General features: G+C 74.1%; 20 protein-coding genes, 1 tRNA gene and 2 pseudogenes. 11 read left to right on the top strand and 12 right to left on the bottom strand.

The window, feature by feature from the left end:
- The first annotated feature begins 145 nt into the window (after positions 1 to 145).
- Entirely contained in the window at positions 146 to 544 is a 399-nt protein-coding gene (locus tag JKP75_RS02305) for a hypothetical protein (RefSeq protein WP_200489353.1), read from the top strand.
- A gap of 1576 nt (positions 545 to 2120) precedes the next feature.
- A protein-coding gene (locus tag JKP75_RS02300; protein ID WP_200492732.1) for an IS3 family transposase occupies positions 2121 to 3289 on the top strand; the annotation gives its coding sequence in 2 pieces (ribosomal slippage) (positions 2121 to 2418 and positions 2418 to 3289; 1170 coding nt in all).
- Positions 3290 to 3997: 708 nt separating this feature from the next.
- On the opposite strand, the gene JKP75_RS02295 is transcribed toward JKP75_RS02300, so the two are convergent.
- Positions 3998 to 4073: transfer RNA gene (locus tag JKP75_RS02295), tRNA-Arg, on the bottom strand.
- Positions 4074 to 4252: 179 nt separating this feature from the next.
- On the opposite strand from JKP75_RS02295, the gene JKP75_RS02290 reads away from it, so the two are divergent.
- Genes JKP75_RS02290 through JKP75_RS02280 form a run of 3 tightly spaced genes read left to right on the top strand, consistent with a single transcriptional unit; the run spans position 4253 to position 6325 of the window.
- Entirely contained in the window at positions 4253 to 4573 is a 321-nt protein-coding gene (locus JKP75_RS02290) for a GNAT family N-acetyltransferase (RefSeq protein ID WP_200489354.1), read from the top strand.
- 34 nt (positions 4574 to 4607) lie between these two features.
- On the top strand, positions 4608 to 5417 hold the full coding sequence (locus JKP75_RS02285) for an Fpg/Nei family DNA glycosylase (protein WP_200489355.1): 810 nt from the start codon (positions 4608 to 4610) through the stop codon (positions 5415 to 5417).
- Between the two features lie 53 nt (positions 5418 to 5470).
- The gene (locus JKP75_RS02280) at positions 5471 to 6325 is read left to right on the top strand and encodes a hypothetical protein (protein ID WP_200489356.1); all 855 of its coding nucleotides are present in this window, start codon (positions 5471 to 5473) and stop codon (positions 6323 to 6325) included.
- 24 nt (positions 6326 to 6349) lie between these two features.
- Here JKP75_RS02280 and JKP75_RS02275 read toward each other — a convergent pair whose 3' ends face one another.
- Positions 6350 to 6658, bottom strand: a complete 309-nt coding sequence (locus tag JKP75_RS02275; protein ID WP_200489357.1) for a putative quinol monooxygenase — start codon at positions 6656 to 6658, stop codon at positions 6350 to 6352.
- A gap of 85 nt (positions 6659 to 6743) precedes the next feature.
- Between JKP75_RS02275 and JKP75_RS02270 the strand changes: the two genes are divergently transcribed.
- Positions 6744 to 8144: an FAD-dependent oxidoreductase gene (locus JKP75_RS02270; RefSeq protein ID WP_200489358.1), complete on the top strand. Its 1401-nt coding sequence runs from the start codon at positions 6744 to 6746 to the stop codon at positions 8142 to 8144.
- A 15-nt stretch (positions 8145 to 8159) separates the two neighbouring features.
- On the opposite strand, the gene JKP75_RS02265 is transcribed toward JKP75_RS02270, so the two are convergent.
- The 5 genes from JKP75_RS02265 to JKP75_RS02245 form a co-directional block, all read right to left on the bottom strand.
- Positions 8160 to 9200, bottom strand: coding sequence for an inositol monophosphatase family protein (locus tag JKP75_RS02265; RefSeq protein ID WP_200489359.1), 1041 nt, complete (start codon positions 9198 to 9200; stop codon positions 8160 to 8162).
- Positions 9201 to 9261: 61 nt separating this feature from the next.
- A complete protein-coding gene (locus JKP75_RS02260) occupies positions 9262 to 10122 on the bottom strand; it encodes a tetratricopeptide repeat protein (RefSeq protein ID WP_200489360.1) in 861 nt (286 codons plus the stop codon).
- An 84-nt stretch (positions 10123 to 10206) separates the two neighbouring features.
- The gene (locus JKP75_RS02255) at positions 10207 to 11187 is read right to left on the bottom strand and encodes a TIGR03557 family F420-dependent LLM class oxidoreductase (protein ID WP_200489361.1); all 981 of its coding nucleotides are present in this window, start codon (positions 11185 to 11187) and stop codon (positions 10207 to 10209) included.
- Positions 11188 to 11225: 38 nt separating this feature from the next.
- The gene (locus JKP75_RS02250) at positions 11226 to 12410 is read right to left on the bottom strand and encodes an ABC transporter permease (RefSeq protein WP_200489362.1); all 1185 of its coding nucleotides are present in this window, start codon (positions 12408 to 12410) and stop codon (positions 11226 to 11228) included.
- Positions 12407 to 13321, bottom strand: a complete 915-nt coding sequence (locus JKP75_RS02245) for an ABC transporter ATP-binding protein (RefSeq protein ID WP_200489363.1) — start codon at positions 13319 to 13321, stop codon at positions 12407 to 12409. Before JKP75_RS02245 ends, JKP75_RS02250 begins: the two co-directional genes overlap by 4 nt.
- A 124-nt stretch (positions 13322 to 13445) precedes the next feature.
- Between JKP75_RS02245 and JKP75_RS02240 the strand changes: the two genes are divergently transcribed.
- Complete coding sequence (locus tag JKP75_RS02240; RefSeq protein WP_200492731.1) at positions 13446 to 14135, top strand: UdgX family uracil-DNA binding protein; 690 nt, start codon at positions 13446 to 13448, stop codon at positions 14133 to 14135.
- A 181-nt stretch (positions 14136 to 14316) separates the two neighbouring features.
- Here JKP75_RS02240 and JKP75_RS02235 read toward each other — a convergent pair whose 3' ends face one another.
- From JKP75_RS02235 to pdxH, 3 genes and pseudogenes are all read right to left on the bottom strand, one after another.
- The gene (locus JKP75_RS02235) at positions 14317 to 15291 is read right to left on the bottom strand and encodes an MFS transporter (RefSeq protein WP_309229446.1); all 975 of its coding nucleotides are present in this window, start codon (positions 15289 to 15291) and stop codon (positions 14317 to 14319) included.
- A 76-nt stretch (positions 15292 to 15367) separates the two neighbouring features.
- Positions 15368 to 15484, bottom strand: a pseudogene (locus tag JKP75_RS22380) (hypothetical protein); the annotation flags it as partial.
- 139 nt (positions 15485 to 15623) lie between these two features.
- The gene (gene pdxH, locus JKP75_RS02230) at positions 15624 to 16271 is read right to left on the bottom strand and encodes a pyridoxamine 5'-phosphate oxidase (protein ID WP_200489365.1); all 648 of its coding nucleotides are present in this window, start codon (positions 16269 to 16271) and stop codon (positions 15624 to 15626) included.
- Positions 16272 to 16439: 168 nt separating this feature from the next.
- Here pdxH and JKP75_RS20180 point away from each other — a divergent pair.
- From JKP75_RS20180 to JKP75_RS02215, 4 genes and pseudogenes are all read left to right on the top strand, one after another.
- Positions 16440 to 16550, top strand: a pseudogene (locus JKP75_RS20180) (hypothetical protein); the annotation flags it as partial.
- Positions 16551 to 16830: 280 nt separating this feature from the next.
- Positions 16831 to 17571 carry a citrate synthase 2 gene (locus tag JKP75_RS02225; RefSeq protein ID WP_309229445.1) on the top strand — a complete coding sequence of 247 codons (741 nt, stop codon included), beginning with the start codon at positions 16831 to 16833 and terminating at the stop codon, positions 17569 to 17571.
- Between the two features lie 97 nt (positions 17572 to 17668).
- The gene (gene serC, locus JKP75_RS02220) at positions 17669 to 18781 is read left to right on the top strand and encodes a phosphoserine transaminase (protein WP_200489367.1); all 1113 of its coding nucleotides are present in this window, start codon (positions 17669 to 17671) and stop codon (positions 18779 to 18781) included.
- A 3-nt stretch (positions 18782 to 18784) separates the two neighbouring features.
- On the top strand, positions 18785 to 21445 hold the full coding sequence (locus JKP75_RS02215; RefSeq protein WP_309229444.1) for an ATP-binding protein: 2661 nt from the start codon (positions 18785 to 18787) through the stop codon (positions 21443 to 21445).
- A 6-nt stretch (positions 21446 to 21451) separates the two neighbouring features.
- Here the strand turns inward: JKP75_RS02215 and JKP75_RS02210 are convergent, their stop codons facing one another.
- Both JKP75_RS02210 and JKP75_RS02205 read right to left on the bottom strand, forming a co-directional pair.
- Positions 21452 to 22903 (bottom strand): circularly permuted type 2 ATP-grasp protein, encoded by a 1452-nt coding sequence (locus JKP75_RS02210; protein WP_200492730.1) that lies wholly within the window; start codon positions 22901 to 22903, stop codon positions 21452 to 21454.
- On the bottom strand, positions 22900 to 24765 hold the full coding sequence (locus tag JKP75_RS02205; protein WP_200492729.1) for a prolyl oligopeptidase family serine peptidase: 1866 nt from the start codon (positions 24763 to 24765) through the stop codon (positions 22900 to 22902). The genes JKP75_RS02210 and JKP75_RS02205 overlap by 4 nt, the downstream gene beginning before the upstream one ends.
- Positions 24766 to 24822 lie beyond the last annotated feature (57 nt).

The following is a 24822-nucleotide window of genomic DNA, read 5'->3' as shown; positions in this document are numbered from 1 at the left end:
ATCGACACCGTCTTGACCAGTAAGGACGCGATCGCGACCTAAACCGACGTTCGCTGCGGCCCTCGACGTCCGATCCTTATCGCATGCGAGTTGCACGACCGGCTCACGCCTCAAGCGGCGCAGACGGCGACCCGACAACCCCGACATGACTGAGAGCGCAGACGCGACAGACGTCCACCCCTACACGACCGTGGAGCGACGAGCGGCTCGCCTGAAGGACGAGGCGGAAGCGTGGGCGGCAGGAGACGCAGCCTTCATCGCGCTCGCTGGTGGTCCCATCCGAGCGAACCGCATCTACCGCCGCACCCAGCGGGGGCTCTCGTCCCCGGTAACGATGCACGGCGTCCTGATCGAGCCGGTGCAAAACGGACTTTGGCGCGTGAGCCGGACGGGCCGCCACCCACTGCTCTTGCGGGCCGTTGAGTACCACTTGGTTGGCAAGCGCCGGCTACTCGTCGTTGAGAACGAGTTGTCCGCCCTCCCACCTAAGACCGTTGCGGCCGATCCCCTGTTTTGGATGGATCAGGCCATCGACTTGGAGTGAACGGCCACGGGCGGGGCGCTCCTGTCACAGTCTGCGCCATCAGTGCTCTTGTCACCGGTGTGTGCGATTGCGACCCGACGGACACGGGCGGTCGATAGATCGCGAAGTTGTCAGACATGTCCTATAGACAGCACTCATCACCGCTGAGAAGGAGATGAATGGCAGTCGACGACCGGCCTCTGGGTGGACCCGAGTCAGTTCCTGAAACTGCACTTGAGCGGGCGTACTGGTACCTCGCGGGCCAGCGCAAGCATCTCCCGTGTAGGCCCCGGTCCGCCTGCGGACAGTGCATCCAGTCCCTTGATCTCATGCAAGCCATCTGGGAAGAGTTGTGGCCATGGGACACGGCTGACGAAGTGGAACGCGAGGCTCGACTGCTGGTGGAGTTCTTTTATCTCCAGGGGGCCTTGGGGCTCGACATCCACGTTCCAGGTCCCCTTTTCGACGTTTCCCTGGTCCCGTAGCCCGGTTGGGATGCGAACTCCGCACCGGGGACGCTCCGCCCTCGCTGGTCGACTCAAGTCGATGTTCCCGGCGGCTCCTTGGTCGTTCCTCCCGCGTCCCGCCGGGAACATCGAACTTTCGAAGACCACTCTTTAGACCCCGGTATTGCCCCTGATGCCATCAAGGGCAGTCGACCCTGACGGCATCAGGGGTAGATCGAGGCGTCGCATGTCGGTCGTCGGAGTCCCGTCACAAAAATCTTGCCGAGAGGAAACTGCAGGTGAGCGCAAATCACAGGGGCTACGCGGTTCCGGTCCGCCGAGACAGGGACGGCAGCCCGATCGTGCTGTGCTACTGGGATTCGCAGGCAGGCACGGGTCCCGCCGAGTATTGGGCGATCTGGTGCAGCACCTGTGCCGAGGTCGTATCCCCTCCCTTGGAGGGTTCGTTGGGTCTCGTGGACCTCGACGGCGCGCCCGAGTCGCAGGCGAACATCGTCCTGAGGGACGAGGAGCGCATGAGCGTCGCCCACGCCATCGCGATGGGTCAGCATTCCCACCGGAACACGGAATACGCGGCGCCAACCACGTCCGGTGGACCTACGTCCTCCCGAGTCGCCACAGAGGATCGTCGAACAGGCGAAGCATCCGACGACCTGATCGCCCTCGCTGCGAGGGGGTGACTCGGCCCTGCGCCTCACACAGCGAGGCGCTGAAGATGCAACCCACCGCATCGCGGACTCCGCCCCGGAAGTTGAACAGACCTCGCCAGCGGCGGTCGGGTCCCCCAAGATCATCACCGCCTGGACGACGGGGCAAACGACCTCCTTCTGCGTGTGTAACGCCTTCCCGCCTCGGTGAACGCCCAACCGAGGGCCTTGCGATGTCTCCGACGGGCATGGCTATCATCGCTGCGTGTCGATGAAAGCGGAGTCTGCCGCAATCACTGTGGACGCAACGGTTAACGAGCCGGCCGCGCTCTCGGCGGCGGCATGCATGTTCCGCAGCCTGGGCGATCCGGCTCGCCTAGCGATCTTGCGCCACCTCGCACTTGGCGAGCACAAAGGGGACTGCCCAGGGTTCGGTTGACTCCTTGCCTGTGAGGTTTCGGCCTCGCTGGAAGGATCAGCACCGTGCCCAAGCCGTTCCCCAAGGAGTTCCGGCGTGACGTGATCGCGGTGGCCCGGCAGGGCGACCAGTCGATCGCACAGGTTGCCAAGAGCTTCGGGATCTCCGAGTCCTGCCTGCAACGCTGGCTGAAGATCGCCGACCGCGACGACGGCCTGGCCGCCAAGACCTCGCCGCCGGCCGGCTCGAGCACCGGCAGCGACCTGGAAGCCGAGAACCGGGAGCTGCGCAAGCGGGCCAAGCAGCTGGAGCAGGAGAACGAGATTCTGCGCCGGGCGACCGCGTACTTCGCCCGCGACGTCCTCCCAAAATGATGTACCCGCTGGTCCAAGACCTCGCCGCCGACAAGATCCCTGTCGCGGTGACCTGCCGGGTGCTCGGCTTCTCCAAGCAGGCCTTCTACAAGTGGCAGGCCAACCCGGTCAGTCAGCGCGACTGGGACGACGCGCACCTGATCAACGCCGCGATCGACATCCACCACGACGATCCGGAGTTCGGCTACCGGTTCATCGCCGACGAACTCGCCGACAAGGGGCTGCGGGCCTCCCGCAACCGGGTCAACCGGCTCTGCACCTCGCAGCGGCTGTGGTCGGTGCACTCCCGCAAGCGCGGCCTGAACCGCAAGCCCGGACCGCCGGTGCACGACGACCTGGTGCGCCGGGACTTCACCGCCGAGCGCCCCAACCAGCTGTGGCTGACCGACATCACCGAACACCCCACCGCCGAGGGCAAGCTCTACCTCTGCGCGATCAAGGACGCCAGCTCCAAGCGGATCGTCGGCTACTCCATCGACGCCCGGATGACCTCCGAGCTGGCGGTCAACGCGCTCCGTAATGCCATTGCCCTGCGCGGCCCGGTCGGCGCGATCATGCACTCGGACCGCGGCAGCCAGTTCCGTTCCCACGCCTACGTCCGGGCTCTGCGCGAGGCCCAGTTGCGCGGCTCGATGGGCCGAGTCGGAGCGTGTGCTGACAACGCCGCCATGGAGTCCTTCTTCAGCCTGCTGCAGAAGAACGTCCTCAACCGACAACGCTGGACCACCCGCGAGGAACTACGACTGGCGATCGTGGTCTGGATCGAGAAGACCTACCACCGCCGCCGGCGCCAAGACGCCCTCGGCCGCATGACCCCTATCGAGTTCGAGACACTGACCCAGACCGCTCACGCGGCCTGACCGCCCCTACCGAGACGAGTCAACTGAAGTCTGGGCAGTCCCCCCCGCGCCACCTGGACCTCGATGCGGGCGGCCTAAGGGTTGAGCGTGCTGCGGAGGAGGTTCGAGGGCGACTCGGCTGGAAGCCCCCAAAGGACCACGAAGTCCGTGTGGTCCGGCTGCCCCGCGCGCTCGTCTCCGACTTGATCACGCATCGGAGAAACATGGAAGCCGCAGGCAGCCCACTGCTCTGGCCGGGCCCGCGCACGCATGGGGTGGACATCCCTCGTCGTCAAGGATGGATGCACAGGGCGTGGGCGCCAGCAGCCGACGCGGCGGGCCTCGGCCCAGATCCCGCAGGGGACGTGGCGTCGAGGAGATCGCTGCGAAGGTCCGACCTTCGCCCGACGTGCGCGTCGCTGATGCACGCCGCAGGCGCCACCCTGGCCGAGATCCAGCGCCAACTCGGGCACGCTCCGGGAAGTGACGTGACGCTGCGCGTCTATACGGAGGTCGCTGAGGCGGCGGAACAGGCCCAAGGTGGATGGGCTCATGCCCGCGACCTCACCGGAACGCTCGTAGACCGCTTGGACGTGCTCTACCGCGAGGGTGTCCGCCGAGACCTCCAACAGATGGGTCGTCTTCCGTTGGATCGCACGCTAGTTGCACGGGTTCCGGCGCGGCCAACCCGCGTCAGGGAGCCCCTGCCCACCTGACCTGCGTTCTTTCTGGTGCCCCCGGCAGGATTCGAACCTGCGACACACGGTTTAGGAAACCGATGCTCTATCCCCTGAGCTACGGGGGCCTCGCGCGACGGAGCTGCGCGACACCGACGGCGCAGAGGCTATCGGGGTGGCGCGGGGAACCCCCGGGCGACCCGACTCGTCGTATCGGGGAGAGACGAACCGGTTCCCAGGCGTTACGGTTCTGGGTCACACGTCGAGCTCCGGCAACGGCGCCGGGGATGACGGAAGGTGGATCGCAATGGAGACCTCGGTGGTCGACGTCCCCGAGCGGGGACGCTTCGAGATCCGGCAGGGCGAGCGTGTCGTCGGCCTGGCCAGCTACCACGTCGACAACGGCCAGATGACCCTCCCGCACACCGAGGTCGACCCGTCCGTGGGCGGTCAGGGCATCGGCACCAAGCTGGTGGACGGCGTCCTCACCGCGGCGCGCGAGCGCGGCCTGACGGTGCTGCCGTACTGCTCCTTCGTGCGGCGGCACATCCTCCAGCACCCCGAGTTCCTCGACCTCGTCGCCGTCGACGACCGGCCGCACTTCGGCCTGGAGACCGCCGACCGCTGAGCGGGTACCCCGCGGGGGCACCTACGCTGCGCGGATGCCCGAGGGCCACACCCTGTACCGCCTGGCGCGGGAGCAGTCCACGCTGTTCGCCGGCCGGCCGGTCCACGTCACCAGCCCGCAGGGCCGCTTCGAGGCCGGGGCGGCGCTGCTCGACGGCCGCGTCCTCGACGAGGTCTTCTCCTACGGCAAGCACCTGTTCGCCCGCTTCGGCGAGGACCACCTGCACGTGCACCTGGGCCTGTACGGCAGCTACCTGACCGGCCCGGGCACCCCGCCGCCGGCGAAGGGCGCGCTGCGCATGCGGTGGGTGGCCGAGGGCCCCGACGGCGCGGGGGTGTGGACCGACCTGCGTGGCCCGACGGCCTGCGAGGTGCTGCAGACCGACGAGGTCGGCACGATCCTCGACCGGCTCGGCCCCGACCCGCTGCGCCCCCGTGCGGACGGCGGACGTGCGCACCGGCGGATCGCCGGCAGCCGCACCGCGATCGGCGCGCTGCTCATGGACCAGTCCGTGCTCGCCGGCGTCGGCAACGTCTACCGGGCCGAGCTGCTCTTCCGGCACCGGGTCTCCCCGTTCCGCCCGGGCCGCGCGGTCGACGAGGCGCTGTGGGCGCAGATGTGGGCCGACCTGGTCACCCTGCTGCGGTCCGGCGTCCGGATGGGACGCATCGTCACCACCCGCCCCGAGGACCGGTCCCGCCGCAGCGGCGCCGTCCGCCGCGAGGACGCGCACTACGTCTACCGGCGCACCGGCCTGCCCTGCCGGATCTGCGACACCGAGGTGCGGACCGAGGTCATGGTCGGCCGGAACCTCTACTGGTGCCCCACCTGCCAGGCCGTCTGAGCCCGCTCCTCGCGGCGCCCTGCGGAGCCGCCTCCCCCGGTACGGTCGCGGGTGTGGGCATCGGGGGCACGCGTCGTGGACGGCTGCGGTCCGCCGCCGTCGTGGCGCCGGCCGCCGTCGCGACCCTGCTGGCCGGGCCCTCCCCCGCGGGCGCGGCGCCCGCCGAGTACGACCGCCCGGTGAGCCCGGTCGGCGTCGACATCTCGCACCCGCAGTGCGACGCCGAGCTGCCCGACGACCGGGCGTTCGCCGTCGTCGGCGTCAACGGCGGCTCCGCCACCCGCGAGAACCCGTGCCTGGAGGAGCAGCTCGCCTGGGCCTGGGAGTCCAACGGCTCGGTGGACGAGCAGCCGGTCGCGCAGCTCTACCTGAACACCGCCAACCCCGGCCAGGTCATGGGCCTGGTCACCACCTGGCCCACGACCGGCGCAACCCCCTACGGGGACTGCGCCGGCGAGAACTCGCCCGCCTGCTCGTGGCGGTACGGCTGGGAGCGCGCCCGCGAGAGCGTGTCGGAGGTGTTCCAGCCCGCCGCCCGCGAGGCCGGCGTCGACAGCCTGCCGTCGAGCTACATCTGGTGGCTGGACGTCGAGACGGAGAACACCTGGCAGGTCGGCTCCGACGTCGCGCGCGCCCGCAACCGGGCCACGCTCGAGGGCATGGTCGCCTACCTGGACTTCCGCGGCGCGCGGACCGGGCTGTACTCCACCGCCCAGCAGTGGTCGGAGATCGTCGGCACGGTGCCGGCCGACAGCGCGCTGGTCGGCCTGCCCAGCTGGCTGGCCGGCTCGGTGAGCCTCGCCGAGGCCGTGGCCGAGTGCGACCAGCCGCCGCTGGTGCCCGACGGCGAGGTCGCCCTCGCGCAGTACGTCCCCGACGACCTCGACCGCAACCACTCCTGCGGCTGAGGTCGCCGGGCCCGCAGCGTCAGGTCAGACGGCGCCCTTGCCGGCGTCGCCGGCCGGCACGGGGGTGAGCCGGCGGACGTCGGGAGCGGCGGCCATCTTCCCGGCCAGGGCGGCGCCCAGGGTGGCCAGCGGCTCGGCCTTGCCGTGCGCCTTCATGGCGTCGGCGTCGGCCCACTTCTCCACCATGACGAACGCGCCGTCGGCCTCGTGGAGGGAGTAGAGCTCGCAGCCGGGCTCCTCGTGCACCTTCGGGATGGCGGCCAGCAGGGCCTCCCGGACGGCGTCCACCGCATCGGGCTTGGGGGTCAGGGTGGCGACGACGACGATGGACATGGAGGGGCCTCCTCGAGCGACGGTGATCGGGAAACCGGGCGCGCGCTCTGGTGGAAGCGCCCCCGGCCGGGTCAGGATGCCAGTCATGGTCGCCGAGGGTTCCGCCGCTCCCCCGTCCGAGCGCCACCCCCTCCGGGTGGCCATCATCGGCGCCGGGCCGGCGGGCATCTTCGCCGCCGACGCGCTGACGAGGCAGGACGATGTCCAGGTGTCGGTCGACCTCATCGACCGGCTGCCCACCCCGTTCGGCCTGGTCCGGCACGGGATCGCACCCGACCACCCCAAGATGCGCGCCATCCGCGAGACCCTGCACCGCAGCCTCGACCAGCCGCTGGTCCGCTTCGTCGGCAACGTCGACGTCGGCGTGGACGTGTCGCTGGAGGAGCTCCGCGAGCACGTCGACGCCGTCGTCTACACCTACGGCGCGGCGCTGGACCGTCGCCTGGGCATCGAGGGCGAGGACCTCCCCGGCAGCCTGGCCGCCACCGACGTCGTCGCCTGGTACTGCGGGCACCCCGACGCCGACCGGGAGCGGATCGAGTCGGCGCTGACCCACGCCCGGTCGGTCGTGGTCGTGGGCGTCGGCAACGTGGCCCTCGACGTGGCCCGGGTGCTGGCCCGCGCCCCCGAGGAGCTCGAGCCGACCGACATGCCGCAGCACGTCCTCGACGCGCTGGCCGCCGCCCCGGTGGAGCGGGTGACCATCCTCGGGCGCCGCGGCCCCGCGCAGGCCAGCTTCACCACCCAGGAGCTGCGCGAGCTCGACGAGATGACCGCCGCGACCGTCCTGGTGGACCCGGCCGACCTCGAGCTGGACGCGGCGAGCGAGGAGCGCGCCGCCGCCGACCGCGTGGTCGGCCGCAACCTCGGGGTGCTCCGCGGGTGGGCCGACCATGTCCTCGACGCCGACCGCATCCCGCTGCGGCTGAGCTTCTTCCGGCGGCCGGTCCGGCTCGTCGGCGAGGGCCGGGTCACCGGCATCGAGGTCGAGCGCACCGCCGTCGACGGCGACGGCCGGGCCGTGGGCACCGGCGAGACCGAGGTGCTGCCGGCCGACCTCGTCGTCCGCTCGGTCGGCTACCGCGGCACCCCGCTGCCCGGCCTGCCGGTCGACGAGAGCAGCGGCACGGTGCCGCACGACGGCGTCGGCCGGGTGCTCCGCGACGGGCAGCCGTCGGCCGGCGAGTACGTGGCCGGGTGGATCAAGCGCGGGCCCAGCGGCGTCGTCGGCACCAACAAGCACGACGCCCGCGAGACGGTCGACGCCCTGCTCGCCGACGCCGCGGACGGCACGCTGGCCGTCCGGGGCCCGGTCGACGACCTGGTGACGACGCTGCGCGCCCGCGGCGCCGAGCCGGTCCTGCTGGAGGACTGGCGGGCCATCGACGCCGCCGAGGTCGCGCTGGGCGCCACCCGCGGCCGGGCGCGGACGACGATGCACGAGCGGGAGGCGCTGCTCGCCGCGATCCGGGCCGCCACCCGCTGAGGCGGGCGGCCCGGGTCAGCCGAGCGCGGCGAGCAGCGACCGCGCGCCCTGCTCGTCGGCCGCAGCCACGAACCGGATGCGCGCCCCGGTGCCCGGGCGCAGCACCACCGGGCCGCCGGTGTCGGTGAGCGCGGACCCGCCGGCGGCGAGCAGGACGGCGAGCCCGGCGGCGATGTCGTGCACGTAGGTGCCCTGGCGGTCGACGTCGTGCCAGGCGGCGGCCGCGCCGTCGGCGACCAGGCACAGGTCGATCGCCGTGCAGCCGGTGATCCGCAGCCGCCCGGCCGCGCCGTGCACGCCGACGGACCCGCCGCCCGGCGCGTCGCGCACGACGACGGTGCTGCCGGCCCGTGTGCGGATCACGGTCCCGTCCCGCTCGGCCCCCCGCCCGTCGATCGCCGACCAGCGGCGGCCCGAGGAGAGGTCGGCGACCAGGCCGGCGACCGGCCGCCCGTCCTTCACCAGCGCCGCGGAGAACGCCCACGGCGGCAGCCCGGCGCGGAAGTTGCGGGCCCCGTCCAGCGGGTCGATGACGATCCACGGCATGCCCTCGGGCACCGCCTGGTCGCGGCTCAGGGCGCCCAGCACCGGCACCCCGAGCGCGCCGAGCACCGAGACGGCGGTGTCGTGCGCGGCGGCGTCGGCGTCCTCGTCTCGGGTGAGCGCGGTGGCCGTCTCGACCCGGGTGGCGGCCAGCGCGGCCAGATGGGCGAACCGGACGGCCAGGGGTGCGTCGACCGGCGGGGCCGGCACCGGCACGCAGCGGTCGCTGGCCAGGTGCCGCACGCGGTCGCAGCCCCAGGCCGCGGCGACGGCGAGGACGTCGGGGTGGTCCAGGGGCACGCCGGCCCGGCGCACCACCACGGCGTCGGCGGTCGCGTCGGGCGACCAGCGGCGGCGCAGCAGCACGACCTGCCCCTCGGCGCCGATGAGCACCCGGGCGCCCGGCTCGACGAGCGCGGGCGCGAGCGCCGGAACCGGCAGCCCGAGCGCCGTCCCGACCGCTTCCAGGTCGGTCCGGGTCGCCGTCCGCAGCGCGTGTGTGGCGTCGGTCACGCGATCAGTATCCGGACCGGGTGGAACCGGTCCGTACCGGGATGGGTGCGGGTGCTGCGGATCAGCCCAGTTCGAGGCCGCGCAGCGTCTGCGCGGCCAGCTGGTCCCCGGCCTCGGCGCCGAGCCGGAACTGCTCGACCGCGCCGTCGAAGTCGCCGCGGTCGGCCAGCAGCACCGCGAGGTTCTGGTGGCAGTAGACGTCGCCGGCGGCGATGCCGGCGCGGAACGCCTCCTCGGCGGCCTCGTCGTCGCCGAGGTCCTCGCGGTACAGGTTGCCCAGCGGCAGCCAGGCCACCTGCTCGCCGAGCTTCGCGCCGCGCTCGAGCACCGAGCGCGCCTCGGCGCCCCGACCGCTCTCCCGCAGCAGGTGCGCCAGGTCGGTGCGCGCGGCCGGGAAGTGGTCGGCCCCGACCCGCAGGTCGGCCTCCAGCGCCGGGTCCAGCGTGGCGCAGAACCGCCAGCACGCGACGACGGCGGCGGCCTCGGCGTCCCCGGCGGCGGCGATCTCCTCGGCGACGGCCAGCGCCTGCTGACGTTCCCCCTGCTCGCGCAGCAGGAACGCCAGCTGCAGCCCGCCCTCGAGGTCCCCGGCGTCGACGGCGCCGCGGTAGGCCCGCATCGCACCGGCGAGGTCGCCGAGGTCCTCGAGCACCAGGCCGAGGTTCCGCCAGGCGTCGGCCTCACCGGCGGAGAGCGCGACCTCGTAGGCGTCGACCGCCTCGGCCCACCGGCCCTGCGCGGCCAGGGAGTTGCCCAGGTTGAAGGAGGCGACCGTGTCCCCGGCGTCCGCGGCCCGGCGGAAGCACGCCTCGGCCTCGGCGTGCCGCCCGGCGTCGGCCAGGTCGCAGCCGAGGTCGATGAGCGCGTCGACGTCCCCGGAGGCCTGCAGCCGCCGGAGGCGCCTGTCGAGGTCCTCGGTCATGCCGCCGATGATTCCGGCGACTCCCCTGCTCGCGCGCCGCCCGCAGGGGTGACCTCACCCCAACGGGAGGGACGGCCGGCCCGGTCAGCCCCCGAACGCCTCCCGCCAGGCCGGCAGCAGGGTGCTGCGGGTCCACTCCAGGTAGGGCTCCTGCTGGTCGCCGCCGATCTGCACCAGCGCCAGGTGGGTGAAGCCGGCCTCGGCGTACTCCTTCGCGGCCTCGATCACCGCCTCGACGTCGTCCCCGCACGGGATGCTGTCGGCGACGTCCTCCTCGCGGACGAACTGGGCGGCCGCGTCGAAAGCGCTGGGCCCGGGCAGCTCGGCGTTGACCTTCCAGCCGAAGCCGAACCAGCGGAACAGCGTGTGCGCCCGGGTGACCGCCGCGGCCTTGTCGGTGCCGTAGCTGATCGGCATCTGCGCGATCCGCGGCTTGCCGGCGCCGCCGGCGGCGTCGAAGGCCTCGATCAGCTCGGCCTTCGGCTCGGTCGCGATGAGCGCGTCGGCCAGCTGACCGGCGATCGTCGAGGCCTGCTTCCCGCCCGACGCCACCCCGATCGGCACCCGCTTCTCGGGCAGGTCCCAGAGCTTGGCCGACTCGACGTCGAAGTGCTCGCCGCGGAAGTTGGTGTAGCCCTCGCCGTCGAAGAGCTCGCGGATGATGTGCAGGCCCTCCTCCAGCATCTCCTGGCGGACGTCGGCCGGCGGCCAGCCGGCGCCGACGACGTGCTCGTTGAGGTTCTCGCCGGCGCCCAGGCCCAGCGTGAACCGGCCGTCGGACAGGATCTGCAGGGTCGCGGCCTTCTGCGCCACGACGGCCGGGTGGTAGCGGAACGACGGGCAGGTCACGTACGTCATGAGCGGGATGCGGCTGGTGGCCTGCGCGGCGGCGCCGAGCACCGTCCAGGCGTGCGGCGAGTGGCCCATCTCGTCCAGCCACGGGAAGTAGTGGTCGCTGCTCACCGAGAAGTCGAAGCCGACCTCCTCGGCGCCCACCACGTGGCGGACCAGGTCCTTCGGTCCGGCCTGCTCGGTCATCATCGTGTAGCCCAGCTGCATCGCCATGACGCCCGGCTACCCGGGCGCCACGGCGACGAACCGGCTCACACGCGCTCGGCGGCCAGGGCCTCGCGCATCTTCAGCTTCCCGCCGGTGCGCAGCAGCGCTCCGGCGTAGATCCGGCCGCCCAGCCGGACGACCAGCCCGATCGCCACGACCATGAGGACGACGGCCAGCCCCAGCTCCCACAGCGGCACGTCGCCCGCCGCCTGCCGGACCGGCATGACCAGCGGCGAGAGGCCGGGCACCAGCGAGGTGATCCGCGCCAGCGCGCCGTCCGGGTCCCCCGCCGCCTGGATGCCGATGACGAAGGCGACGATGAGCACCGCCGACGTCGGCATGAGCACGGTGGCGAGGTCCTCCTGGCGGCTGACCAGCGACGCGGCCACCGCGAAGACGGCCGCGTACCAGGCGTAGCCCAGCAGGAACCAGGCGATGACGATCCCGACCGTGCCGATCAGGTCGCCGGGGACCTCGACGACGTCGAAGGCCAGCGCCGCCCCGACGGCGACAGCGCCGATGAGCACCATCTGCCCGAGCGCCAGGACGCCGAGGCCGATGATCTTGCCGGCCAGCAGCTGCCACGGGCGCATGGTGGCCAGCAGCAGCTCCACCACCCGGCTGGCCTTCTCCTCCACCACGCCCTGCGCGATGAACTGGCCGAAGAGGATGAGCAGGCTGTAGAGGATCACCACGCCGAAGATCGCGGCGATGACGCGCTGCTGATCGGCCGCGGCGTCGGCGTCGGTGGCCGTCACGGTCACCTCGGGCACGGCGAGCTCGGCCACGCCGGCCTCGGCGAGCTGCTCGGCGATCGCCAGCTGCGCCACGGCGCCGTTCACGATCGCCTCGAGCGTGCCGTCGGCGGAGTCGAGGACGAGCAGCTCCGGGTCGCTCCCGGCCAGCAGCGCGGCGTCGACGTCCTCGTCGTCGACCGCCGTCCGGGCCGCCGCCTCGTCGTCGAGGTCCACGACGGCCACCTCGACCTCGAGCGCCTCGCCCTGCGCCTCGAGCGCGGCGGTCAGCGCGGCGTCACCCCCGACCAGGCCGACCCGCCGCTCCTCGTCGCCGGAGCCGACCAGGACCTGGAACACCATCACGCCGACGATCAGCACCAGGATGACGACGGAGCTGATGATGAAGCTCTTGTCGCGGATGCGGGTGGCCACCTCGCGGGCGGCGACCAGCCGGACGAGGCCGGCGGAGGACGGGTCGCGGGTCTCGGTCACGCGGCCACCTCCTCGGCGGCGGGCGCCGCCACGGCACCGCGGAACAGCTCGACCAGGGTGGGCTGCTGCCAGGCGAAGTGCTCCACCCGGCCGGTGCGCAGCGCGGCCGCGAGGACGGACTGGTCGTCGGTGCCGGCGTCCAGCTCCAGCAGCGCGTCGCCGGCCCGGTCCGACACCACCCGGACGCCGGGCAGCGCCCCGGCCCAGGACGACGCCGGGTCGGGGGTCACGACCCGGAGCAGCCGGCCGGCCTCGCGGCGGCGCAGCTCCTCGACGGTGCCGGTGGCGACCATCCGACCGCGGGCGAGGATGCCGACGGAGTCGCACAGGCGCTCCACCAGGTCGAGCTGATGGCTGGAGAACACGACCGGGACGCCGGCGCGAGCCTGGTCCAGCAGCGCCTCGGCGAGCGAGTCGACGCCGATCGGGTCGAGCCCGGAGAACGGCTCGTCGAGGATCAGCACCTCCGGCCGGCTGACCAGCGCGGCGGCGAGCTGGACGCGCTGCTGGTTGCCCAGGGACAGCTTCTCCACCGCGTCCCCGCGGCGGGCGCCCAGACCGAGCCGCTCGAGCCACTCGTCGGAGGCCTTCGCGGCAGCGGCGGCCCCGAGGCCGTGCAGCTTGCCGAAGTAGGCGACCTGCTCCCCGACCTTCATCTTCGGGTAGAGCCCGCGTTCCTCGGGCATGTAACCCACCCGGCGGCGGGTGGCCTGGTCCAGCGGCCGGCCCTGCCAGCGCACCTCGCCTGCGTCGGCGCGGACGAGACCCATCGCGATCCGCATCGTGGTCGTCTTCCCGGCCCCGTTGGAGCCGCAGAAGCCGAACATCGAGCCGGGGGCGACGCCGAAGCCGACACCCTCCAGGACCCGGACGTCGCCGAAGCTCTTGTGGAGCCCGTCGAACTCGAGCACCTGTCCTCCTGCCGTCGTGGATGGCTGCTGCCGAACCGTATCGGCCGCCCCTGACCGGACGGCATCGTCCGCAATCTCGCCGGCTCCCCTCGCGCGCCGCCCCGACCTGCGGTGTCATCGGTGCATGGCCGAGCCGAACGGGACCGCGCAGCCCCCCACCGGGGTCGGCCTCGACGGCCTGGCATCCGCCGCGGCCGGCTGCCGGGCGTGCGAGCTGTGGGAGCCCGCGACGCAGACGGTGTTCGGCTCCGGGCCGCCGACGGCGCGGATCGTGCTCGTCGGCGAGCAGCCCGGCGACCACGAGGACCGCACCGGCGAGCCGTTCGTCGGCCCCGCCGGGAAGCTGCTGGACCGCGCGCTGGTCGACGCCGGCATCGAGCGCGACGACGCCTACGTCACGAACGCCGTGAAGCACTTCCGGTTCACGCAGAAGGGCAAGCGGCGGATCCACCAGAGCCCGGGTGCCGAGCACCTGCGGGCCTGCGCGCCGTGGTGGCACGCGGAGCTCGCCGTCCTCCGGCCCGAGGTGGTGGTGGCCCTCGGTGCGACGGCGGCCAAGGCGCTGATCGCGCCGTCCTTCCGGATCACCGCCGACCGCGGCCGGCTGCTGCCCTTCGAGCTGCCCGGCCTGCCCCCGCCGCCGGTCACCGACGAGGCGGACGACGACGAGCCGGACGAGGCCGCGCCGGCGCAGACCTGGGTGCTCGCGACGGCGCACCCCTCGGCGGTCCTGCGCACGCCGGACGACGCCCGCGCCGCCGCCTTCGACGCCCTGGTCGCCGACCTGCGGGTCGTCGCCGGCGCCCTCGCCTGACGCGCCTCGCTGCCGCCAACTGCGGGGAACCTGGCCCTCCGCGACGCCCCCCGGGCCCGACTTCCCCGCAGTTGGGGCCGTCCGCCTGGCGCGCCGCCGCCTGACGCGAGGGCGGGCTTTGCGGGGTCCGGCGACGCCTGCGAAGCCCCGCAACCCCGCCCTCGACGCAGCAGCCGCCGGCTCAGACCGCCGAGCGGGACGCCCGGAAGAGCCAGAACGAGGGCACGAGCAGCGCGACCAGCGCCATGGCGACCACGACGACGACGCCGCCGGACACCATCGCCACGCTCACCGACGCCGCGCTGGCCAGCGCCCCGGCGCGCAGGTCGCCCAGCCGCGGCCCCCCGGCGACGACGACGATGAACACGCCCTGCATCCGGCCGCGCATCTCCTCGGGCGCGGCCAGCTGCAGCATCGACGAGCGGAGCACCGCGCTCACCATGTCCCCGGCGCCGGCCACGGCCAGGCAGAGCACCGCCAGCCACAGCGAGTGCGCCCAGCCGAACCCCACGATCGCCACACCCCAGACCGCGATGGCCGCGAGCACGACGGCGCCCTGCCGGTCGACCCGGGAGACCCAGCCCGAGGTCAGCCCCATGAGCAGGGCACCGATCGAGACGCCGGCGAACAGCCACCCCAGCGCGTTCGGGGAGTCGGTGAACCGGGTCTCCGACAGCTCGGGGAACACCGCCTGGGGCCAGGCGAAGCACATCGCGACGATGTCGACGACGAACGTCATGAGCAGCACCGGCTGGGTGCGCAGGAAGACGAAGCCCTCCCCCACGCCCCGGATCGCCGCCCCGAGCCGCAGCGGTCCGGCGTTCCGCCCGGGCGGCAGCGAGGGCAGCCCGCGCAGCAGCAGCGCGGCGACCAGGAACCCCAGCGCGTCGATCGCGTAGGCGAGGAACAGCTCACCCATCCCGATGAGCACCCCGGCCAGCAGCGGGCCGACGATCACGCCGGCCTGGCGCACCGTCATGGACAGCGCGTTGGCCGCCGGCACGCCCGCGGCACCGACGATCGCCGGGATCGCGGCGCTGCGCGTCGGCTGGTTGACCGCCGCGAACCCGGAGACGCAGGCGGTCAGCACCCACAGCACGACCAGGTTGCCCTCGCCCGGGAGCAGGGCCTGCACCGCCAGCAGCGCGCTGGTCACCGCGGCCCCCCGCGGAGGTGATGAGCATGAGCGTGCGGCGGTCCATCGAGTCGGCGATGGCGCCGCCGAGCAGGCCGAAGACGATCAGCGGGACCAGCGCGACGATCGACGTCACGCCGACCATGAGCGAGTCGCCGGTCAGCGCGTAGACCTGGAACGGGACGGCGACCAGCGTCATCTGCTGGCCGAGCATCGTCGCGGCCACACCCCAGAACAGCCGCCGGTAGGCGGGGTTGCGCAGCGGCGTGGTGTCGATCGCCCAGGAACGCCGCCGGGGAGCCTGCTGGACCTCCTCGTGCGGCTCGCTCACGGCGTCATCAGTGCGCTGCCGCTCACGGGGCGAGCCGCTGGACGATCCAGCCCCCGCCCTCCTCGTCGTCGCGCACGAAGCGCAGGCGGTCGTGCAGCCGGTCGGCGCCGCCCTGCCAGAACTCCACGACCTCGGGGAGCACCCGGTACCCGCCCCAGGCGGCCGGCCGCGGCACCTTCCCCTCGGGCGTCTGCTCGTCCAGCCGGCGCACCCGCTCCTCCAGCTCCTGCCGCGACTCGACGACGGTGGACTGCACCGACGCCGCCGCGGCCAGCTGCGAGCCGCGAGGCCGCGGGTCCCACAGCGCGTCGGAGGCGGTGTCCCCGATCCGCTCCACGGCGCCGGTGATGCGCACCTGCCGCTGCAGCGCGTGCCACGGGAAGACCAGCGCCGCCCGGGGGTTCGCCGCCAGCTGCGCGCCCTTTGCCGAGGCGTAGCTGGTGCCGAACACGATCCCGACCTCGTCGTAGCCCTTCATCAGCACGATGCGGGCGTCGGGGGCGCCGTCGGCGTCGGCGGTGGCGACCACGACGGCGTTGGGCTCGGGGATCTCCGCGGCCACGGTGTCGGCGAACCAGCGGTCGAACTGCTCCACCCAGGTGGCGGCGAGGTCGGCCTCACCGAGCCGGCCGAGGGTGTAGTCGTTGCGCATGCGGGAGAGGTCGGGCACCCCGCCATGCTGACACCGCACGGGCCGGTCGGCTCGGAGGAGCTCTCCGCAGCTCAGGGCGGGGCCCCCACTTGCGCCGGGGGCGTCCCGACGGCCTAGTGTCGACAGGCAATCCCGTGCCCCGCGCGACCCGCGGGTCAGGGTCCCGCGCGCAGAGGAGCAGCCGAGATGGCCGACGACTTCGTACCCGGCCTGGAAGGCGTCATCGCCTTCGAGACGGAGATCGCTGAACCCGACAAGGACGGCGGCGCGCTGCGCTACCGGGGCGTCGACATCGAGGACCTCGTCGGCAAGGTCACCTTCGGCAACGTCTGGGCCCTGCTGGTCGACGGCAAGTTCGGCCCGGGCCTCCCCCCGGCGGAGCCGTTCCCGATCCCGGTGCACACCGGTGACGTGCGCGTCGACGTGCAGGCCGCGCTGGCGATGCTCACCCCGATCTGGGGCTACCGCCCACTGCTGGACATCACCCACGAGGAGGCGCGCGAGGAGCTCGCCCGGGCCGCCGTCATGGCGCTGTCCTACGTGGCCCCAGTCCGCCCGCGGCATCGGCACCCCCGCCGTGCCGCAGAAGCGCATCGACGAGGCCTCGACCATCGTCGAGCGGTTCATGATCCGCTGGCGCGGCGAGCCCGACCCCCGCCACGTCGCCGCCGTCGACGCCTACTGGACGTCGGCCGCCGAGCACGGCATGAACGCCTCCACCTTCACCGCCCGCGTCATCGCCTCCACCGGCGCCGACGTCGCCGCCTCGCTGTCCGGTGCGATCGGCGCGATGTCCGGCCCGCTGCACGGCGGCGCCCCCTCCCGCGTCCTGCACATGCTCGACGAGGTCGAGCGGACCGGCGACGCCGAGAAGTACGTGAAGGACCTGCTCGACCGCAAGGAGCGCCTGATGGGCTTCGGGCACCGGGTCTACCGCGCCGAGGACCCCCGCGCCCGCGTGCTCCGCCGCACCTCCGAGGAGCTCGGCGCCCCGCGCTTCGAGGCCGCCCTCGCCCTGGAGAAGGCCGCGCTCAAGGAGCTGCGCGAGCGGCGCCCCGACCGGCCGGTCGAGACCAACGTCGAGTTCTGGGCGGCCATCGTCCTGGACTTCGCCGAGGTCCCCAGCCACATGTTCACCTCGATGTTCACCTGCGCCCGCACTGCCGGCTGGTGCGCGCACATCCTCGAGCAGAAGCAGACCGGCCGCCTCGTGCGCCCGTCGGCCCGCTACGTCGGCCCCGACCCGCGCAAGCCCGCCGACGTCGAGGGCTGGGACACCATCCAGACCAAGACCACCACGCAGGTCGCGCCCGCCTGAGCAGTCCGTCCGCCCGTCGACGGCCCGGTCCCGCGCCCCTGCGGTGCCGGGCCGTCGACGTTCGCACCACCCCGAGAAACCGAGAGGCACGCCCCGGATGAGCATCCAGATCCCCGCCGAGCTCCTGCCCTCCGACGGCCGCTTCGGCTGCGGCCCGTCGAAGGTGCGCCCCGAGGCGCTGCAGGCCCTGGCCTCCGAGGGCGCCGCCGTCATGGGCACCTCGCACCGCCAGGCCCCGGTGAAGAACCTGGTCGGCTCGGTCCGCGAGGGGCTGCGCACCCTGTTCGACCTGCCGGACGGCTACGAGGTCGTGCTCGGCAACGGAGGGACGACGGCGTTCTGGGACGCCGCGCTGTTCGGTCTCATCCGCGACCGCGCCGCCTTCGGCACCTTCGGCGAGTTCTCCGCCAAGTTCGCCTCCGGCGCGAAGGAGGCCCCCTTCCTCGGTGACCCGGTGATCGCGAAGGCCGAGCCCGGCACCCTGGCCCTGCCCACCGCGCAGGACGGGATCGACGCCTACGGCTGGGCGCACAACGAGACCTCCACCGGCGTCATGGCGCCCGTCGAGCGGCCGGCCGGCACCGACGACGCGCTCGTGCTCATCGACGCCACCTCCGGCGCCGGCGGGCTCCCGGTCGACGTCTCGCAGACCGACGTCTACTACTTCGCACCGCAGAAGTCCTTCGCCGCCGACGGCGGGCTGTGGGTCGCGCTCATGTCCGCCGACGCCCTGGCCCGGGTCGCCGAGATCAAGGCCTCGGGGCGCTGGATCCCCGGCTTCCTCGACCTGTCGATCGCGGTGGACAACTCCACCAAGGACCAGACCTACAACACCCCCGCCCTCGCGACGCTGTTCCTCCTGGACAACCAGATCCAGTGGCTGCTCTCCCTCGGCGGGCTCTCCGGCGCAGTCGACCGCACCCGCGAGTCGTCGAGCCGGCTGTACTCGTGGGCGGAGAAGTCGCCGTACGCGACGCCGTTCGTGAGCAACCCCGACGAGCGGTCCTACGTCGTCGGCACCGTCGACTTCGCCGACTCGGTCGACGCCGCCGCCCTGGCCACGACGCTGCGTGCCAACGGCATTGTGGACGTCGAGCCCTACCGCAAGCTCGGCCGCAACCAGCTGCGCGTCGGCATGTTCCCCGCCGTCGACCCCGACGACGTGACCGCGCTGACCGCCTGCATCGACCACGTGGTCGAGCGCCTCTAACGCGTGATCCCAGGACCCGACGGCGCCGCCGCGCCGGACCGGCTGTTCGCAGCCGGCGGCGAGGCGGGCCGCATCATGGCTGCCCTCGACTGGGCGGCGACCCCGGTCGGACCGGTGGAGAGCTGGCCGGCCAGCCTGCGCTTCGCGGTGCGCACCGTGCTGGTCTCCCGGTTCCCCATGGTCCTCACCTGGGGGCCGGAGTTCACCCAGTTCTACAACGACGCCTACGCGCCCTTCATCGGGGCGAAGCACCCGGCGATCGGCGCGGACATCCGCGCCACGCTGGCCGAGGGGTGGGACGCGCTCGGCCCGCCGATCGAGCACGCGATGACCACGCTCGAGGCCTCCTGGCTGCCGGGGCTGTTGCTGCTCCTCGAGCGCGCCGGCTACCGCGAGGAGACCTACTTCACCGTCTCCCACGCCCCGGCCTTCGACGACGACGGCCTGGTCGCGGGCATGCACGCGGTCTGCACCGAGGTGACCGGGGAGGTCCTCGGCTCGCGCCGCCAGGCGTTGCTGCACGAGCTGGCCACCGTGGGCGGCCGGCTCGGCGCGGAGCGGGACGTCGTCAGCGCCATGTGCGCCACCCTCGGGGACGACCCGCTCGACGTGCCGGTCGCCGCCGTCTACCTCTCCACATCCGGTGGCACCGGGTTCGACCGGGTCGCCGCGGTCGGCTGCGACGCCGGGCTGCTGCCCGCGACGGCGGTCACCGAGGCCGACCTGGCGGGGGTCGTCGAGGCGCTGGGCGTCGCGGGCGGACCGTGGGGCGACCGCGTGACCGACGCCGTCGTCCTCCCCCTCTCGGCAGGCCGGGACGGCGAACCCCTGGGCCTCCTGCTCGCCGGGCGGAGCCCCAACCTCGCCCTCGACGAGGAGTACCGGAGCTTCCACGAGCTGGTGGCCGCCCAGTTCGCCGGCGCCGTCGTCAACAACCGGGCGTTCGAGACCGAGCGGCGGCGGGCCGAGTCGCTCGCCGAGCTCGACCGCGCCAAGACGACCTTCTTCTCCGACGTGAGCCATGAGCTGCGGACGCCGCTCACCCTGCTGCTGGGCCCGATCGGCGACGTCCTGGCCGACTCCCGGGAACCGCTGCCCGCCGCCGCCCGGGAGGAGCTCGAGCTCGCGCTGCGCAACGGCCAGCGCCTCCAGCGGCTGGTCAACGACCTGCTCGACTTCGCCGGCATCGAGGCCGGCCGGGCGACCCCGGTGCGCGTGCCGACCGACGTCGCCACCTTCACCGCCGAGCTCGCCGGGATCTTCCGCGCCGCGGCCGAGCGGGCCGGGCTGCGGCTGTCCGTCGACTGCCCGCCGCCGGCCCGGACGGCGCACGTCGACCCGCGCATGTGGGAGAAGATCGTCGTCAACCTGCTGGCGAACGCGGTCAAGTACACGTTCGTCGGCGGCATCGACGTCGTGCTCCGCTCGGACGACGCCGGCTTCTCGCTCACCGTCCGCGACACCGGGGTGGGCATCGTCGCCGAGGAGCTGCCGCACCTGTTCGAGCGCTTCCACCGCGTCCCCGGGGCCGTCGCCCGCACCCGGGAGGGCACCGGCATCGGGCTGGCCCTGGTGCAGGAGCTGGCCGCCTTGCACGGCGGCACGGTCGCGGTGACGAGCGAGCCGGGCCGCGGCAGCGCCTTCACCGTGACCCTGCCCTACGGCACCGCCGACGGCGCCGACACCGACGGACCGGCCCGCCCCTCCGACGCCGCGCGCGGCGAGGCGGCGAGCTGGGCGGCCGACACCTCCCGGCCGGGCGGGCCGGCGGCCGCGCCCGCGGGGGCGGCCGAGCTGCTGGTCGTCGACGACAACGCCGACATGCGCGGCTACCTGGCCCGGTTGCTGGGCGCGCACTGGTCGGTCCGCACCACGGCCAACGGCGAGGAGGCGCTCCAGGCGGTCGCCGAGCGGCAGCCCGACCTCGTGCTCACCGACGTGATGATGCCGCGGGTGGACGGCTTCGAGCTGCTGCGCGCCCTGCGCGCGAACCCCGCCACCCAGCACATCCCGGTGGTCATGCTGACCGCGCGCGCCGGGCAGGAGGCGTCGGTCGAGGGCCTGGAGGCCGGCGCCGACGACTACCTCGCCAAGCCGTTCCGCGCCGACGAGCTGATCGCCCGGGTACGGGTCGCGCTGGAGCGGAGCACCTGCCGGACGGCGCCGATCCGGCTCGGCGCGATCGCCGAGGCCGCCGGGCTCGCACCGGCTCCCGCCCCGCCGGTGCCGGCGCCCCTCCCCCGGCCCGCGCCGCCCGCGACCCCGCCGGCCGCGGCCGACCGCGAGCCGGTCCGGCTGCTGGCCAGCTGGCGGCTGCCGTCGGAGCCGACCTCGGTGGTGGTGCTGCGCCGCGCGCTGCGCGGGGCGCTGGACGCCGCCGGCGTCGACCCGGACCGGGCCTACGACCTGCTGCTGGCGGCCGGCGAGGCCGTGACGAACGCGATCGAGCACGCCCAGGAGCCGACCGAGCCGTTCGTCGAGGTCGCCGTCGCCACCCGCGGGGAGCGGCTGGAGATCACCGTGCGCGACTTCGGGCAGTGGCGGGAGCGGGTGCCGAGCATGGACCGCGGCCGCGGCTCCACCCTGATGAGCTCCTTCGCCGACGTCACCGCGACCCCCAGCCCCGCCGGGACGACCGTCGTCATCAGCAGCCCGAGGGCCTGACCGCCGTCAGGGCAGCAGCCAGGTGTCCTTGCTCCCGGCGACCGGACCGCCGGAGGCGACCCGCGTCCAGGGCGCGGGGAGGGCGCGGACGCCGTCGCCGCAGACGACCGAGAACACCCGCAGCCTTGCCGAGCGCGGGCGGAACGTGCCGTCGACGAACGCCGGCACGGTCGCCTCCGCCAGGGGCTCCCGCGCGACGAACCGGTGCGGCGTCGCGGCGACCTCGGCGGTGAGGCGGTCCAGCTCGGCGGCGCTGCACGTGCGACCGTCCACGGCCGCGTGGCCGCCGTAGCCGGCGACCTCCTCGACGACGAGCTCGGCCAGCCGGCCGCGGACCTCGGCCAGCGAGGCCGGGTCGGCGAGCACCCAGGTGCGCGGCGAGGGCAGCAGCGGCTGCTCGCCCAGGTAGAAGCCGATCATCGCCGGCACCCACGCGAAGGTGGCGGCGTCGTCGGCGACGCCGTTGCCGGGCACGTTGGCCAGCCCGAGCAGTCCGGCCCGCACGGCCTCGGTGAGCTGCACGTCCAGTGGCGAGCCGACCGGGGTGCGGTAGGCGCCGAGGGTGCCCTCGTCGAAGCGCCGGTACAGCACGTCGACGGGCCGGCGCTCGCCGTCGACGGCCACCTCGAGACCGCCGTCCGGGCGCGGCCACAGGTCACCGGCGGTGACCACCGGCACGCCCAGCGCCGCGGCGAGCACGGCGTGCTCGAAGCGGGAGCTGTCACCCTCCCCCGCGCTGAGGACGGCGACCTCCGGGACACCGGCGCAGGCCGGGGGCGCCGCCTCGGCGAGCGCCGCGCGGAGCAGGTCCACCGCCGCCTCGAGCGGGGCCGGCGCGGCCGCCGCGAACAGCCCCGGGAGGGCCGCGCGCAGGGCCAGCCGGTCCTCGAGGGCGAAACCCAGGCCGGCGGGGGTGCGGAGGTCGTCCGCGGTCACCGCCCAGCCGCCGTCGGCGGTGCGCACGAGGTCGGCGGCGGCGACGGTGGCGCGCGGCTGCCCGCGCCACGCCTGCCCGATGGCCGCGGGGTCGCGGGCCGGGTTGTGCTCGACCGCCCACTCGGGGAGCACGCCGGCGCGGACGATCTCGGGCGCCCGGTCCACGTCCCCGCGGCGGCGACCGGCCGCGCGGTAGACGTCGGCGAGGAAGGCCCCCAGGGCGCGGTGCCGCTGCTCGACACCGGCCGCCACCGACCGCCACTGGTCGGCGGGGAGCACCCGGGGCAGCGGGTCGAGGACCACCGGGTGCCGCTCGTGCCGCCCGTCGGTCCAGCTGCCCAGCGCCACCCCCCGGGCGGCACGCAGCTCGGCCAGCGCCCGCGCGGCCCCGGCGATCCCCTCGGTGCCCAGGCCGGCCACGACCGGCTCCAGCGCCGCGTACTCCGGACGCAGCCGGCCCTCGGCGGTCACCGCCTCGTCGGCGGTGGGCGCGGGGTAACCGGCGAGCAGGCCGCCGCTCACAGCAGCCGGTCGAACCAGGCGGTGACGGCACCGCTCAGCTCGACCAGGTGGTCGCGGCCCACCACGGTGTGGCCCTCGCCCGGCAGCAGGAGCAGCTCGCACGGCGCACCGCGGGCGGTGAGCGCGGCGTGCGCCTGCACCGACTCGGCGACCGGCACGTTCGTGTCGCGGTCACCGTGCGCCAGCAGGACCGGCGCGGTGACCCGGTCCAGGGCCGCCATCGGCGAGATCGTCGCCAGCATCCCGGCGTCGGCGACGGGGTCGCCGTACTCGGTGACGGAGGCGGCGGCCATCCACGGTTCGGTGCCGGCGAAGAAGGTCCGCAGGTCGCTCATGCCGGCCAGCGTGGCACCGGCGGCGAACAACCCCGGCCACCGGGTCAGCGCGACCAGGGTCAGGTAGCCGCCGTAGGACCAGCCGTGCGCCCCGATCCGGCCGGGTGCGGCGATGCCGGCGGTGACCAGTTCGTCGACCGTCGTCCGCACGTCCTCGAACGAGGCCTCGCGGGCGCCGAGGTCGTCGGCGGTCGTGAACGCCCGCCCGAACCCGCCCGAGCCGCGCACGTTGGGCGCGTACACCGTCAGGCCCGCCGCGACCAGGCACTGCACCAGCGGGTCGAACGCCGGCCGGTGCTGGCCCTCGGGGCCGCCGTGGAAGCTGACCACCGTGCGGTTGGGCTCGTGCGCACCGCGGGGCGTGTACAGCCAGCCGGACAGCGGCATGCCGTCCGGGGCGACGTGGTCCAGTCGCTCGGGCAGCACCGTCCGCGCACTGCGCGGACGGCGGGCCGAACCGGGCAGGGGGACGGCGGGGCACCGTCCGTCCAGCTTCATCCGCCACAGCGCCCGCGGGGTCGTCGGGCCGGTGAGCTCGGCGACCACGGTGCTGCCGTCGGCGGCCAGCGACCAGCCGGGCAGCACGGCGTCGGGCAGCGGGACGGTGCGCACGAGGGCGCCGTCGGCGAGGTCGTGCAGCCACAGCTCGGTGCGGCCGCCGGCGTTCCATACGGCCAGGACGGTGCCGTCGGCGCGCAGCGCGTAGCCGTCGAGGTCGGCGTCGGCCCGCCGCAGCACGACGCGCCCCTTCCCGACCGGCCCGTCGGGGCCCAGCGGCACCTCGACCAGGCCGGCCCGGTCGGCCAGCAGCGGTCCCGGCAGCGAGGCACGCAGGTGCACCGACCGGCCGTCGGCGGAGAACCGCCCGTCCTCGGAGGCGACGCCGCCCGGGGCGTCCGGGCGCAGCACGGGGCGCTGCACCCCGGTGACGACGTCGACGGCGACGACGTGCCGGTGCCCGCGCGGGCCGCGGCGGGCCAGCAGCGTGCGGCCGTCGGCGGACAGCGCGCAGGCGGAGAGGAACCCGCCGCGGGCGAGCGTCTCGGTGCTGCCGCCGGCCGTGTCGACGACGACGACGTCGGCGTCCGGACCGGTGCCGGGCGCGATCGAGCAGACGTAGCGGCCGGGGCCGGCCCAGAAGCCGGCGAAGACGGTGGCCCGGGGGTCCTGCCCCGCCACCAGCCGGGCGCCGCTGCCGTCGGGCCGCACGACGTGCAGCTCGGCGCAGAGGGAGCCGCCCGGGCTGACCAGGTAGGCCAGCTCTCCGCCGTCGGGCGACCACGCGACCGACACCACCTCCTGGTCCGGCAGCGACAGCACCCGCGGCGGCTCGGCGCCGGCGAGGTCGGTGACCTCCAGCCGCGGGATCCCGGAGCGGTCGGTGACGTAGGCGACCTGCCGGCCGTCGGGCGACAGCGCGGGGCACCAGGCGCCGACGGCGCCGGCGATGAGCGCGATCTCGGCGCGCAGGGCGCCGTCGAGCCCTGCGGGCGGGGTGGTCACCACGTCGGTGGCAGGGCCGGGCATCGCACCTCCTCGGCACTCTCCGTGCGCGTCCCCATGCGGAACGCGAGCGGCAGGATC

It is taken from the genome of Blastococcus sp. TML/M2B, assembly GCF_016612865.1.
Classification (GTDB): domain Bacteria; phylum Actinomycetota; class Actinomycetes; order Mycobacteriales; family Geodermatophilaceae; genus Blastococcus.
This window is presented reverse-complemented; position numbering and strand designations above follow the sequence as displayed.